The sequence below is a fragment of the Synergistaceae bacterium DZ-S4 genome, from assembly GCA_025943965.1.
GTDB lineage: Bacteria > Synergistota > Synergistia > Synergistales > Synergistaceae > Caenicola > Caenicola nitritireducens.
In genome coordinates this window covers 21,948-35,869 of sequence record JAPCWD010000011.1, presented here as the reverse complement: position 1 = coordinate 35,869, position 13,922 = coordinate 21,948, and the positions used below count along the sequence as shown (strand labels likewise).

Annotated in this window: 14 protein-coding genes; 5 read left to right on the top strand and 9 right to left on the bottom strand. The window is 50.2% G+C overall.

Features of this window, described 5'->3' with window-relative positions:
• Window positions 1-70: 70 nt before the first annotated feature.
• Window positions 71-1,237, bottom strand: a complete 1,167-nt coding sequence (locus OLM33_07880) for a sel1 repeat family protein (protein ID MCW1713577.1) — start codon at window positions 1,235-1,237, stop codon at window positions 71-73.
• A gap of 264 nt (window positions 1,238-1,501) precedes the next feature.
• Between OLM33_07880 and OLM33_07875 the strand changes: the two genes are divergently transcribed.
• The 5 genes from OLM33_07875 (at window position 1,502) to OLM33_07855 (ending at window position 5,445) form a co-directional block, all read left to right on the top strand.
• Entirely contained in the window at window positions 1,502-1,882 is a 381-nt protein-coding gene (locus tag OLM33_07875) for a RidA family protein (GenBank protein MCW1713576.1), read from the top strand.
• Window positions 1,879-2,973 (top strand): threonine synthase, encoded by a 1,095-nt coding sequence (locus OLM33_07870; protein MCW1713575.1) that lies wholly within the window; start codon window positions 1,879-1,881, stop codon window positions 2,971-2,973. Before OLM33_07875 ends, OLM33_07870 begins: the two co-directional genes overlap by 4 nt.
• A gap of 79 nt (window positions 2,974-3,052) precedes the next feature.
• Window positions 3,053-3,556, top strand: coding sequence for an SYNERG-CTERM system CAAX-type protease (gene mrtS, locus OLM33_07865; protein ID MCW1713574.1), 504 nt, complete (start codon window positions 3,053-3,055; stop codon window positions 3,554-3,556).
• Window positions 3,557-3,655: 99 nt separating this feature from the next.
• A complete protein-coding gene (gene gspG, locus OLM33_07860) occupies window positions 3,656-4,093 on the top strand; it encodes a type II secretion system major pseudopilin GspG (protein ID MCW1713573.1) in 438 nt (145 codons plus the stop codon).
• Between the two features lie 98 nt (window positions 4,094-4,191).
• Entirely contained in the window at window positions 4,192-5,445 is a 1,254-nt protein-coding gene (locus tag OLM33_07855; protein MCW1713572.1) for a peptidoglycan DD-metalloendopeptidase family protein, read from the top strand.
• A 3-nt stretch (window positions 5,446-5,448) separates the two neighbouring features.
• On the opposite strand, the gene OLM33_07850 is transcribed toward OLM33_07855, so the two are convergent.
• The 8 genes from OLM33_07850 to OLM33_07815 all read right to left on the bottom strand — a co-directional run bounded on the left by OLM33_07850 (window position 5,449) and on the right by OLM33_07815 (window position 13,922).
• The gene (locus OLM33_07850; protein ID MCW1713571.1) at window positions 5,449-6,624 is read right to left on the bottom strand and encodes a type II secretion system F family protein; all 1,176 of its coding nucleotides are present in this window, start codon (window positions 6,622-6,624) and stop codon (window positions 5,449-5,451) included.
• A 3-nt stretch (window positions 6,625-6,627) separates the two neighbouring features.
• The gene (locus OLM33_07845) at window positions 6,628-8,112 is read right to left on the bottom strand and encodes a GspE/PulE family protein (protein MCW1713570.1); all 1,485 of its coding nucleotides are present in this window, start codon (window positions 8,110-8,112) and stop codon (window positions 6,628-6,630) included.
• Complete coding sequence (gene gspD / locus OLM33_07840) at window positions 8,109-10,193, bottom strand: type II secretion system secretin GspD (GenBank protein ID MCW1713569.1); 2,085 nt, start codon at window positions 10,191-10,193, stop codon at window positions 8,109-8,111. The genes OLM33_07845 and gspD overlap by 4 nt, the downstream gene beginning before the upstream one ends.
• A gap of 107 nt (window positions 10,194-10,300) precedes the next feature.
• Window positions 10,301-10,699: a type II secretion system GspH family protein gene (locus tag OLM33_07835; protein MCW1713568.1), complete on the bottom strand. Its 399-nt coding sequence runs from the start codon at window positions 10,697-10,699 to the stop codon at window positions 10,301-10,303.
• Window positions 10,696-11,649 carry a PDZ domain-containing protein gene (locus tag OLM33_07830; protein MCW1713567.1) on the bottom strand — a complete coding sequence of 318 codons (954 nt, stop codon included), beginning with the start codon at window positions 11,647-11,649 and terminating at the stop codon, window positions 10,696-10,698. The genes OLM33_07835 and OLM33_07830 overlap by 4 nt, the downstream gene beginning before the upstream one ends.
• Window positions 11,646-12,245: a hypothetical protein gene (locus tag OLM33_07825; GenBank protein ID MCW1713566.1), complete on the bottom strand. Its 600-nt coding sequence runs from the start codon at window positions 12,243-12,245 to the stop codon at window positions 11,646-11,648. The genes OLM33_07830 and OLM33_07825 overlap by 4 nt, the downstream gene beginning before the upstream one ends.
• Window positions 12,232-12,705: a hypothetical protein gene (locus OLM33_07820; GenBank protein ID MCW1713565.1), complete on the bottom strand. Its 474-nt coding sequence runs from the start codon at window positions 12,703-12,705 to the stop codon at window positions 12,232-12,234. The genes OLM33_07825 and OLM33_07820 overlap by 14 nt, the downstream gene beginning before the upstream one ends.
• Window positions 12,702-13,922: a hypothetical protein gene (locus OLM33_07815; GenBank protein MCW1713564.1), complete on the bottom strand. Its 1,221-nt coding sequence runs from the start codon at window positions 13,920-13,922 to the stop codon at window positions 12,702-12,704. Before OLM33_07815 ends, OLM33_07820 begins: the two co-directional genes overlap by 4 nt.

The window sequence follows — 13,922 nt, the reverse complement described above, 5'->3', positions numbered from 1 at the left end:
TACATGGGCCGTCCCCATCGTGAGGCGGCCCATGTTGTGCGCTCAGATCATGCTTTAATTGCTTAAAAGGTCATTCCAGTTCGTAGGCTAGCCAGTCGGGGATGCCGTCTTTTGTCTTTTCGTCCTTGACGGTCGAACTGAGGCGTTTGATCGAAAATGCCTTCGATCCGTCCTCGATATTGGGTTCGCATTTTAAAAAGTACTTTATTTCTATGGAGTGTTTTTCTTTTTGCGCGTCTTCATAATATCCACGCAGCTTTACCACGTGCCCCTCCATATCATGGTAGTAATATTCCCACTTTGGTTTAAGTATGAATTTGCTCACGGCTTCTCCCCAGGGAAGCCCGTCCTTTGCATACCTCATATTTCCGATCATCTCAATGGCTGTCTCTGGCACCAGGGGATCCCTTACCATCTTTTCGGTAAGTATCGTCCTCGCCTCTTCATTTCCTGCGAGCGCGGATTTTTTATACCATTCCCTCGCGATCGTGTCGTCCTGTGTCACGCCGTTTCCCTTTTCATAGAGTTTTCCCATGTTGAGCATAGAATATGGAAGCTCTTTTTCCGCAGCCTTTCTGAACCATGAAGCAGCTTCGAAATAGTCCTGCTCGACACCTATGCCGTATTTGTACATGATACCCAAAACTTCCATTGCGTCTGGGTTCTTGTATTCCGCTGACTGCTTAAGAGGTGCAACGGCATCCTTTGGTTTGTTTTTTGAAAGGGCCTTTCCTGCTTTGACATAGTCGGCGTCATCCTTTGTGTAACCGGCCATCTGCTGGCCTATGACAATGGTCAGGTTATTTAAGGGGAACTTCGACCAATCCTTGTTTGACCAACCCGATTCAACGAGTTTTTCAAAATAATACCTTGCCTGAGCAAGGTCCTTTTCCACGCCATATCCCCCGGACATATACATTTCGCCCAATTCCTGCATTGCATATTCTTTTTTGACAAAGGGGAACTGCAGATAGCTCTTGTACCACTTTGCGCTCTCGGCGTACATCGTATCGAAGTTAGACTGGTTCTTGTAAATATAGCCGAGCATCCACATCGCATCAGGGTCAGGTTTGCTTTCAACTATTTTTTTGAAGAGCGGAAGAGCTGCCCCTGCTCCCTGGCTTTGGTAGACAGCGTAAGCCTGGTCATACTCAGGGCTGCCCGCGTATGCCGGATAGGGCGAGACAAAAAGGAAGAGGAAAAGGGAAAAAAATAAAAACAAAACAATTTTTTTCATAAAAGGACACCTCCCCAAAGTATCAAGACAATGACATTATAAATTGGTATAGTCACGTTGTCATTACTAATTTTTAATAATTTTTATTTCGGTCCGGCATTATAAACGGCAGATATTTATCCCGGATAGGACTGAGATATCAGGATGTTCTCATTCATGCCCTTTCACGTTTATAATATTATCGTTAATGATAAAAAACCTAATTTGATCGAATAGAACAGCCTGCAGCGTTGCCGGATGTTGATCGAAAGGGAGGATAAATCGATGAAAAAGATCGTTCCTGAATACAAGATCCAGAATAAAGGACATTACAGCCCCGGTATATTGTCTAACGGAGTGCTTTACATCTCGGGCCAGCTCTCAAGGGATCCCGATACTGGGGAGGTGGCTTCGGGAGGCGCCCTGGAACATGCTGTGCTTGCGCTTGCAAACATGGAAAGGGTCCTGTGTGAGGCAGGACTGTCCAAAGCAGACGTCGTACAGTGCCGAATTTATATATCTGACATAGATATGTGGGATGAAGTAAACGAGGCGTACTCAGAATTTTTTGCAGATCACAAGCCTGCAAGGTGTGTTGTTCCCTGCGGAAAGCTCCATTTCGGATGTCTTGTTGAGATAGAAGCGGTCGCGGAGGTGCCCAAATGAATTTTATCTGTGCCAAATGCGGCATTAAAGAAAGCACGTCGACCCGAAAGCCGAAGTGTGACTGCGGAGGGCTCTGGAAGCTTGATTTTAATGCGCCCCGCTATGATCCGTCGCGTATAGACAAAAGCATCTGGGGAATGTTCCGCTACAAAGCGTTCATGGCCCTGGAGGACGATACATGGCGTCAGGTTACTCTCGGAGAGGGAATGACCCCGATAGTAAGCTTCAGCGATGATGTGCTCCTCAAAATGGATTATTTCATGCCGACCCTCTCCTTCAAGGACAGGGGCGCAGCGGTCCTTATAGCCCACTGCAAAGCGATAGGTGTGGATTCTGTCGTACAGGACAGCAGCGGCAACGCCGGAAACAGCATCGCGGCATACTGCGGAAGATGCGGAATTGACTGTGAGATCTTTGTGCCGGAGGGAACGTCTCCGAAAAAGATCGACATGATAAAGGCGCACGGTGCGCGAGTGAACATAGTCCCGGGATCCCGCGACAACTGCGCCGATGCCTGCAGGGCCAAGGTGGAAAAAGAGGGGAAGTACTACGCGAACCACGTGTATAACCCCTTCTTCTACGAGGGGACCAAGACCTACATATACGAAGTTTACGAGCAACTGGGGAGAATTCCTGAGAACATTTTCATCCCGCTCGGAAACGGCACGCTTTTTATAGGCGCGATAAAAGGGCTCGAAGAACTTCTTGCCGCCGGGGTGATCGACAGGATGCCCAACATAGTGGCTATCCAGAGCGAAAACTGCGATCCCTTTGTGAAGGCGGCGGAGGCCGGCGAAAAAGTTCCGGCAAAGATTACTCCCAAGCCCACTCTCGCGGAGGGGATAGCCATTGGCCGCCCGGCCCGCGGTGAAGAGATACTTGAGTACATCTACAGGTATCATGTCAGGCTGATAAGAGCTCCGGAAGACAAGATACTTGAAGCGAGGTCCCTATTGGCAGAAAAGGGCATCTACTGTGAACACACGACTGCCGCAAATTACGCCGCATACCTTAAATACTGCGAGGTGCACGGAAAAACGCCCGACAGCCTGCTTACGATGTGCGGGGCGGGACTCAAATCAGATCATTGAGAACAACAGGGTCCTCCTGCCGAGTATCCGCGAAAAATAGCGGTGATATAATAGACGGGCAGGAAAGAGAGTGGAATGGATGGACATTTTTTCAGATCTTTTCTCGTATGATAAAAAATCAGACAGGAGCAGGGTGAAAGATGTTTCTCCCTTCAGAGTCGTCTTTGAAAAAAAAGCTATAGCCCAAACACTTATTATTACAGCATTTACACTATCAATGCTGACTGCAGTCGCCCTTGTGTGGCCATGGGATGACCTTCCGCACAGAAGACCGTTTGGCCTGGTATTGAAGCTGATCATCTCTGGGCTGGCCGCAGCGGTGGCAGAGGAAATATTTTTCAGGGGCTGGATGCAGCCGATGCTTAGGAAGAGGTATTCCGCAGCAGTCTCGATAGTTGCCGTAAATCTTGTGTTTGCACCTCTGCACCTTATCGCCGCCCCCTATTTTATTTCGCTTCTGACCTTCTTCCCCGGTCTTATAATGGGGTGGCTGCGCGAGAGATATGGAAATATACTGCCCTCAATAATTTTTCATTTTCTGGGGAACGTCTGGTCTATCTGGTTCTTTCCCTCGCCCTTTTAAGGTTATAGAATTATTAATGGAGCGATACGTAGATAATAGATGTAACAAATCAAGATCAGGTCACAAAACTTTCAGAAAAAAGGGGACAGGCAGATTCTTATGAAAACGAAAAAAATCATAGATAAACGGCGTGGTTTTACTCTGATTGAAATAATGGTCGTCGTTGTGATCATTGGCCTCCTTTCGGCTCTTGTCGGTCCCAGACTGATCGGACAGAGTGAAGAGGCAAAGATAAAGACTACAAGGACCCAGATAGCGCAGCTGGAACAGGTGTTGGGCCTTTTCCATCTGGACAACGGATTTTATCCTACAACAGACCAGGGTCTTGCCGCCCTTGTGAAACCGCCGACTACTCCTCCGGAACCGCTCAATTACAAAAAGAACGGTTATATGAAAAAGGTTCCCAAAGACGCCTGGGGCAGGGAATTTGTTTATGAGTGCCCTGGCCGGGACGGGGACTTCGATCTGTTTTCATACGGCGCGGACGGCCGGGAGGGCGGAGAAGGACCTGACTCAGACATAACAAACCGGGAATAGCGATCAGGCGCGGTCTTTTTAGGCCGCGCCTGTATTTTTAGCAACATGCCGCATCCTTATTCGAAAGGGACAGCGAGGGAATGGAAAGGTTAGCTGCAATGATAAAAAAGCATAAGAGGACGATAATGTTCTTTTCTCCATTGATCATCGTGGCAGCCGCAGCACTGTCGTTGTATGCGGCAGGAGAGCTGTGCTTTCATGACCCGAGGAGCGCTTCGGGTGAAGAAGTGATATCAATAGGCGGAAGGGACCTGCTTAACATGTCCAATCTTTCACCTGCCGAAAGGGAGCTGTACCGCACACTGTCTAAAAACGGCGGAATAGTGACTGACAAGCTGATCTCCGCCATGGGCAACAACAGACATTGGGACGAGTTCATACTTAAAATGGAGGAATCACCCGAAAATGCCGCAAAAAAATACCGGATCCCGACAGAAGACCTTCTGAGGATAAACGGCATTGACGGACGAAGAGAGAGAAAAGGAGATGTAGTGATCTATGTGCCCAGGGGCAGGGAGCACATTGAAGAGACTGCATCCTTCGTCAAAGAAATGAAAAAACGTGAAGCAGAATTTTTAATGCAGAAAAAACTGATCTCTGTGACCGCGTATATAGTAATAGAGGGGGATACGCTCTGGTCGATCGCTGAAATGTTCGGCCTGAGCGCCGATACGATACTGGGGTCAAACAGTCCGGAAAAAATCAGCAGCCTTTTGCCGGGTACAGTTCTGAGGATACCTGACAGAGATGGGATCTTTGTCAAAGTCCGGGAAGGGGAAAGCATCAAAAGGCTTTCTTCCCTCTATGGCACGAAAACAGATCAGGTCTGTGCCGCCAATGGGATCGACCAGGATTCGCCGCTTCCTTCAGGCAGAGAGGTATTTTTGCCCGGTGCAAATTATGCCGCGGTAATAGAGACAGAAACCGGAATGGTCAAGATCGCATCCGGAAGAGAGCACCTGCTGCGAAATATCCTTATTTGGCCTGTCAGGGGAAGAGTTTCCAGCCTTTTTGGCTGGAGAGGCCACTCTTATGCCTCAGCAGGCAGTTTCCACTCAGGCCTGGACATAGTGGCTCCATACGGGAGGGCGATAGTTTCAGCCATGGATGGCGTAGTCGCCTATTCAGGATGGATGGGAGGGTACGGCAAAACAGTTGTTGTGGATCACGCAGACGGGGTCACGACCCTTTACGGACACTGCAGCGAACTGGCTGTACAAAAAGGAGATCCCGTATATTCGGGCCAACTCATTTCGTATGTCGGAAGCACAGGAAAATCAACAGGCAGTCACCTTCACTTTGAGGTAAGAAAGGACAGCTTCCCGGTCGATCCCCTTAGTGCTCTCAGATAATTATTATCTCGTTGCAAGTGTCGAAAGGTCAAATATCGGCAGAAGCACTGCTATAACTACGAATCCCACAAGAAAACCCATCACAAGTATTATTATTGGCTCTGCAAGCTCAGCGTATTTTTGCATCGATGACTGGGCGATGTCCCAGCAGTTGCTCCCCAGGCGGATCAGGCCGTCGGAAAGATCCCTCCCGTTTTCGCTCACCCTTACCACTGAAACTATCTCCTCGGGGAAGGAACCCTCTTTTTCAAGTCCCTGCGAAAACCTGTATCCTTTTTTTATGTGCTCCTGCACAGTCTGTAGCCTGCCCTTAACGGGATCCAGCGGTTCTGTGAGCTTAAGCGCCAGGATAAGCGGCAAGCCGGATCTCAGAAGCGTTCCGGTCTGTGAAAATATCATTGAGAATGCAATGTTTTCTTTTATCTCTCTGAATATAGGGATGGAAATGCTTCTACCGCTTTTGCGCAAGAATATAAAAACGATCAGCAGAGCTGCCAGGAATGGAATAAAGCCCACCCTTACAGCATCGGATATGAGGATCAAAAGACGGGTCACAAAGGGAAGTTCGGCTCCCGAATCAATTACGAGCACTGTCAGCCTCGGGACCACAAAGGTAAGCAGAAAGACTGCCACTGCCATTCCTACGATGAACATCAGAAGCGGATATGTAAGCGAGGAACGAAGCTTCCTTCGCAGATGGATCTCGTTGTGTATTAGTTCCGCAGCTTTTTCCAGTATGTCGGGAAGGGATGCGGATCTTTCCCCTGATTCGACCATCCCGACCAGGCTCTCCCTGAAGACCCCTGCGACACGCATTGAAGCTGCAAGTGAGCGGCCGCCCTCGACAGATTCCCTAAGCTCAGTGTAAACGGGCCTGAGGTATTTGTTTCTCGTCTGTCTTTGCAGCAGGCTGAGTACTTCAGTGATCGAAAGTCCGCTTTTGATGTAGGAAGAGAGTGTGATGCAGAAGAGATGCTGATCCTCCAGTCTGATCTGCTTCGCTTTTTTCCTGCGCCCTGAGAAAATATTGAGACTTCTGCTGTTTTCCTCTTTTATATTTATTACGGTCAGTCCATCGGATATAAGCTCCCTGAGAAGCTCATTTTCACCTGCTGCCTCTTTCCGGAGCTCTTTTTGACGGCCGCCTGCCGTGTATACCTCAGCTTTGAAAAGGGGCAATTCTTACACCTCTCCGACTACCCGCAGCATTTCTTCGGGGGTCGTTTCGCCGTTTGCCACTGCTTTTATGCCCAGTTCGAGAAGGGTGAAGAAACCATTCGTCCGTGCCAGTCTGCGCAGTTCTGAAGAAGGGGCTTTTTCCGCTATTGCTGCCTGTATCTCCGGTGTGACGTCAAATTGCTCATAAAGGCCGAAACGTCCGATATATCCGGTGTTTTTGCACTTTTCGCATCCTCTGCCCCGCCATGCCTTTTTTATTCCGTGTTCAAGAATAACTCCCGAAGCGGGGACCTCTTCCCTGCAATGGGGGCAGATCCTCCTTACCAGCCTCTGGGCTACGATCCCCAGCAGGGAACCTGAAACCAGGTACGGTTCGATCCCCATATCGGTAAGCCTTGTTACAGCGCTTATGGAATCGTTGGTGTGCAGCGTCGAGAGCACCAGGTGTCCGGTAAGGGAAGACTGTATGCCTATATGGGCTGTGTCGAAGTCCCGCATTTCTCCGATCATTATGATGTCGGGGTCCTGGCGCAGTATCGACCTCAGCGAGGCAGAAAAGGTAAGTCCGGCCCTATCGTTTACCTGGACCTGTCCGACACCGGGCAGGTCATATTCAATGGGGTCTTCCACGGTTATGATGTTTACCTCGGGTCTTGCAAGGGCCTGGAGGATAGCGTAAAGGCTCGTGCTTTTGCCTGAACCGGTAGGTCCGGTGAAGAGTATCATGCCGTTGGGCCGTCTTATCAGGTCGTCCAGCCTTTTTCTTTCATCCGGCTTCATGCCAAGCTCCTCAAGCGACAGAAGTCCTCTTGCCCTGTCAAGAAGTCTCATTACGATCCTCTCTCCATGCTGAGTCGGAAGTGAGCTGACCCTTATGTCGACCATTCTCTCCCCCAGGCTTATCCCTATCCTTCCGTCCTGAGGGACGAACCTCTCAGCTATGTCAAGGTTCGCCATAACTTTGACTCTGCTTGTGACAGGTGCCTGGTGTCCTTTGGAGAGGCTGTATTTGTCGTGAAGCACGCCGTCTATCCTGTATCTGACAGTGACCCTGTCTTCATAGGGCTCTATGTGTATGTCTGTCGCCCTTTCCTTCAGCGATTCAACTATCAGTCCGTTTACAAGTCTTATGACAGGAGCGTCCACGGTATCGCTCATAACTTCCTGACGGACCAGCTCTGAAAGGTCGTTCACCTCTTCTATTGAGCTGAGCGTATCCATAACGATGCCGCTTTTTATGTCGTAAAGGCTCCTTATGATATGCTGTATTTCAGATGCCGGATATATCTCTGTCTCGCAGGGCATGCCTGCTTTTGATGCTATGAGCTGGGCTTCTGAAAAGGCCGAGAGGTCCGAAAGGCCTACAGTCATGACCCCGCCCGACTTTTTCAGCGGTATCATCCCCTTGTCGCGAAGAGTGTCCAGACTTATACCTGAGGGGATAAGCTCCAGGATCTCTTCGGGTGAGGGCATCGGCTTGAGCGTCATTTTCCCTTGTCCTTATCCTTTGCTTCCATCTCTTTCACCAGCTCGTTGTACCTTGACTTCCAGTCGCCCTTCTTCTCTTCCTGCTTGTCTCCGCTAAGGATATTGCGCGGATCCAGCATCTCCTTCGTAACTCCCTCGTTCTCTATCGATTTCTGGTAGCCCTCGTGGTTCTTCATCAGTGTACCGATCTCTGCGGTGCTTAACTGCTGTCCGTCGCTTATTATCGAAGTTGTCATACTGGAGGCAGCCTTCGGATCCTCGAGTATATAGGGGGTAAGGAATATCATGAGGTCGACCTTTTCCCTCTGTTTTTCGCTCGATTTGAAGAGATTCCCGATAAGGGGGATGTAGGAGAATAAGGGGACTCTGTGTTTGAGTACCTTCTCTGCTTCTCTTATCAGTCCTCCGATGATTATAGTATCTCCGTTCGCGACCAGCACGTTTGTCTTGACCTCGCGCTTTGAGGTGACAGGTGTGGGAGAACCCATCGTTGTCAGCAGATCTTCGACCCTCTGTTCTATCTCAAGTGCGACGAGATTGCCGCTCCTCACATGGGGAGTGACAGATAGGATCAGGCCTACGTCCTTGTACTCATAGGTGTTCTGGACGGCCCTTGGGTTGGTGGTGTCGGTAAGAGTGCCCTTCATTTGGGGTATGACCTGTCCGACCTGCAGGTGGCTCGGCAGGTTGTCGGTGCACATCAGGCGGGGCATCGAGAGTACGTTGATCGCGTCATACTTGTTCAGCATCTTGACGTAAGTGTATATGAGCGCCTTTCCGTCGGTGTTTGTAGTTTTATATGTGCTTCCATCTTTATCGTAAACTTCTTCAGTAGTTATAAGCCTCTCGTAAAGGTCGATCACGTTATCGGGGATGGCAGAGCTTCCCATCTGGACGTTGCCTGCTATGACCGCGTCTCCGGCGATCCCTCCGCCCCATGCCGCCCAGTCTATTCCGGCGCTGTTGAGCTTGTTGAGGTTGACTTCAGCTATGAGCCCCCTCAGCAGGACCTGTTTGGGCTGGATGTCAAGCTGGACCAGTATCTCCTTGAGAGAGCCGAACTGTTCGTGGGAGGCAGTGAATACAAGGCTGTTTGTAGGGAGGTCCGGGACCACGGAAGAGGGGATCGTTCCCTTTGGATCCGGGGAAAGTTTGGCCGCAGTGGCCAGTATACTGTTCATCTGTTCGGCCACGACCTTTGCATCGGCGTTTTTGAGGCGGTAGACATGGAAGCTCTCAGCCCTTGAAGGCACGTCGAGAATTTTCAGTATCCTTTCGGACTCAAGAATAGCCTGATTGCTTCCGATAAGGACGACTCGCCTTGTTCTCTCGTCCCCCACCGCGAGAATTCCTGAAAGCCTTGATGAAGTGTCCTTTGACATGACATTGAGCTGAGATTCCACGATCTTTGGATTGGCATGGGTAAGGGTGAACGCCTTGATGCTCCTTATGCTGTCCTTGGCGTCCAGTGCCCTTATGACGCTTACGGAACGGTTCAGGGCAGAGGCCTTGCCGGTAAGCAGGACTGCATTCCCATTTTCGAGAGGTGTTACATTTATATCAGGTACAGCGGATCTGAGCGGTTCTGTTATGTAACCGGCCTTTACATGGCGAAGAGGGACCATCTGGACAGTCAGGGCTTCACCCGGAGCTATGCTGCGGTCGCCCTTTATGACGGTGTTGTTCAGTGTCGGTCCGGAACTGGCAGGCAATACCTTTGAATACCCCCCCATGTTCTGTATCGACAGGTTGTTCATCTCAAGTACGGAGAGCATCACTTCCCTTGCCTCCCTCAGCGAGATGGCCTTGGGAGAAACGACAGAGACCTTGCCTCCTACAGCGGGATCCACCACGATGTTTTCATTCAGTAGTTCCGACATGAACCTCAGGAACTTGCTGATCTCAAGGTTGCTGAAGTTCAGCTGTACATTGTTTGACTGCCGCATCTGGCGGGCTGCCGCAACGAGGTTTTGTTCCTCGTCCGGAGCATCCTGTGCTTTTGCGGGCATGCATCCGGCTGATGAAGAGATTATAAATAAAAGGATAAAGATGAAGGACAATAATTTGGTTTTCCTGAACATGTCAGATCTCTCCCCGGCTGCTGGTATGGATGATGTGTAAAGATTTTACGGCTGGATCTGTGCTGTGACCTTCTTTGCCCTTACGGTCCCGCTGTCATGATCCGGTATCAGTCATAGGGCATATATATGACGATGTGCCGCTCATCTTTCGTGTTGCTGACCCTGATCTCTTTCCATCTCATATCTTCATTGATAACGATCATATTTGTCTGTTCCCGGCCGGAAAAGTCAAGCCTCCCGAAATTCTCGCCGAACATTTCCTTTGTCCCGTCAGACGTTTCCCATATTATATCGCCGCGTTTGCCTGACGTCTGTACTGTTCCCAGCATTATACCTGTCCTGATAGCTTTTGCCTCTTGTGTCAGCGTGATCTCGGCCTTTGCTCCTCTGAGTCCTTCCTGTCCAAGCATAACAAGCCTTATCGCTGCGGTTGCAGTCAGGGACAGTATGACCACAGCCACCATAACTTCAACTAATGTGAAAGCGCGTTTCCTCTTGACGTTCATTTTACCTGATATTTTAATTCCAGAGGTTTGCCGGACCTTTCGACCTTCACGTCAAACCTTGTGCCCGACATCATCGAATTGACAGCGTTCGTGGCATCGCTGAGATTGGTTATCTCAACTCCGTTTACGGCTTTTATGACGTCGTCCTTTTTGACTCCGACAAGTCCGAGGACGCTGTCAGGGTCTATTCTCGCCAGCTGCATGCCGCCGCCCTCGGCAGGCACCATCCTCATCTTGGCGATCTCGTCATAGGGGTTCATCAGAAGCTTGTCCACGAGCTCTCTGGGGATCACTCCCTCGATCCCTTCCGATGCAGGTTCAATACCGGGATGCCCCTCTTTGGGAGGTGCCTTTTTGGGGACGGTGTTCCTTTGCTGAGGGCGGTCTGAGACCCTTTGCGGGGGCGTCAGATTGCCGGTAGAGATGCTCATAAACAGCCTGTGTTTCTGATCACCCCTAATAAGGGTGACTTCCTGATATTTGACATCATCCAGCTTATAGCCGCTGATCTCCTCGCCTTTCAATACGAAACGAGTTGAGGAACTGCCTCGGATCCATGCTCCGATGTCGGGCAGCGTTCCGGCAAGGCTCATGTCTCTGATCTGATATGACATGTCTTCCGAACTGCCCCTGTCGGGCATAAGCGTACCCAGCGGATTCAAATCATAGAAATCCCGGTAAGGATCGGCACTCAAAGAATTGAGAAGGGACGGGGTCCTGTTTGATATGGCCGCTGCAAGGTCATGTTTTGCCTCGGCAGAACGATCAAGCAAGGAAAATTCCATGAAAAAGCATATCACCGATGCGATGATCAGGCCGGCAAGAAAGGAGAGTAGTGGCAGAAGAAGATCCTTTGACTGCCTCTTTGCGCCAGAGGGATATCCGTTTCTTAACAGGCCGCAAAAATCTTTTATATATGCGGACAAACGGGGCCTGAGGTCTTCTTTCACCGTGATATCCTCCATTCCCCCGAGCCGGACTTCGTAAGGGGGAGTAACTGCATATTGCTCAGCATCTCAAGCGCCCTGTCAAATTCATGCGGGAAACGGGCAGTTATATCAGATGCCACTATCTTACCTGTATCCGTTGAAATATTTATGAAGCCCTTTGCCGATACGCTGCCGGCAAGCGTAAGGTCGTCGATATACAGCGTCTTCCCGTCAGACCTTATGTTCGCCGTTCCGGAGGTCCATTTGAGTTTCTGCCTTGTTACTGTTGTGATCTCGCCGCTTCCAAGAGAGATGGTCCCCGTTTTTGAGGCGGATATCAAAGATCTTATTATCTTCGGGTCCACTCTGGCTTCGTTGATTTTTATCGATACTGCGGGCATGTCCGCGGTGATGCCCCTGTAGATGAATTCCCTGTCCGCGAAGCCCTCGGTGTAAATGTCCCTGAATGAGATAAAGATATTTTTTTCCGAAGCTGACGCGGCAGTCCGGCTCGCTGCGTACTCTGCCGCTGCGTCCCATGGAAAGAAGAGGACCATGCCGGCGATGAGGCCGCACAGTCCTGCAAAAATGACCTTGAGTGCGTTACTGAGAGCCATCGCCGTTTGCTCCTATCAGCATTGATGCGTTTATCAGCCTTCCCTTTTGAGCGGAAGTTATCGCCCTGATATCAGCTGTTTTTATCTGAAGGCCCTTTTCAGCGAAGCGCTTCAGCAAAGAGACAAATTCTGCTCCGTTCAGCTCGGTCATCTGAACGGTCAGCCCCAACGAACCTGAGTTCATCAGTCCTACACGGTCTTTCAGCCTGAGTTCGTTTATCGTGTCGGTTAGGAGAGACAAAGGCTCTTTATCTCCTTCGGAATTTCTTGAAGGATATGAATAGAAGGTATTTGCCGCATCAAGGACTCTTCCTGCGTCGACGATCCTCTCTCTGCTGCTGTTCAGGACAGCGGCAGCCTCAAGGAAGAGTGCTGCTCCCACTGTCCAGACCAGAAGTGCGAGCAGTCCGAGGCGGATGAGTTTTTTTGTCTCAGGCAGTTCCCTGATCTCTTCGATCATTTTTGCCCGCTCCTTTCGGGGCTGTCTAGTCCTATGGAAAAACGCATTCCCGAACCCGGTATCTGCTGGATGTCGGTGATCTTCGCGCTGAAGCCGCTTTTGTTCAGCGAATCGCGAAGGGATTCGACAGCACCGCTTCCGGCAGCGGTGCCCTGTATCTCGGTGCGCTCGGTCCCGTACCTTATTGCGTCAAGTTTCAGTGATCCTGATGAAGCGGATGCTTTCCAGGCTGCCGAAATATTTTCCAGAGCCTGTTCAAGGCTCATGTTGGTCCCGCCCGCGCTGAGGTTCTTTATTTTCGCGGATGAAGAGGCCAGAGGGCTGTTGGACCTCTCTCCAAATGCTGTCCCGTAAATCTCAAAGGGGACATACTCAAAATGATCACTGTTCAGCCTGCTGTATAAAAATGCTCCTGCCGAGAGGAGCAAAAACAAGAGGCCGAGGAAGACGGCTGCCCTGGCTGTGCTGAAGGCTGCGGCGAAAAAGGATTCCAGTTTTCTTGCGCTGTCGGCACTTTTAGTTGAAAGATCAAGCGAGGCCGAGCCATTTAATGACTTCAGGGTCTCCCTCCCGGCTTTTTGGATGTTTTTTGAAGATAGGGAAGATCTTTCTGCAGTTATGACATTATCTATCGACATGTCTGCTGAGCGTGAGTAATCGACGAACCATTTCTCCAGGTTCTCCGCGGCATTTTCTGATGAGGGTGTCCATTTGTATAAGATAGGAGAGCCGTCTTTAAAAAGCATTCCCGAGGTGCCGCTGTCAGCGTTCCACAATGCCAGCCCGTTGCCCCCTGTCTCATGGAACAAAACCAGGGGAGCCGGCCAGAAAGCTATCCCGTCGCCCAGCCTTTTTTCTGCTTTCTCTATCTCTCTTTTAGAGACGAACCATACGACCCCGTCAGTCCTGTCAGATCCCTGTTCTGTCACCTGGGGTATCATGAGGATAGAATCATCGTCGTTTCCCAGGGCATACCTGAAGGACATCTTCAGGGCATCCCTTACCCTCCCGTTTTTTCCGAAGGGGAAGGAGAAGGGGTGTACTGAGAGCGTCCTGAGCTGAAGGAGCGCGATGACCCGTCGGTTTTGTGACGAAGACAGGACCGCATTGCGGTCGGCAACATCCTCCTCAGTACAGAAACGAATATTTTCATCCGTTTTTGCATGTCCTCCCGGATCTTGTGAGAATAAGTCTTTCAGTTTACTGGAATCTGTCAT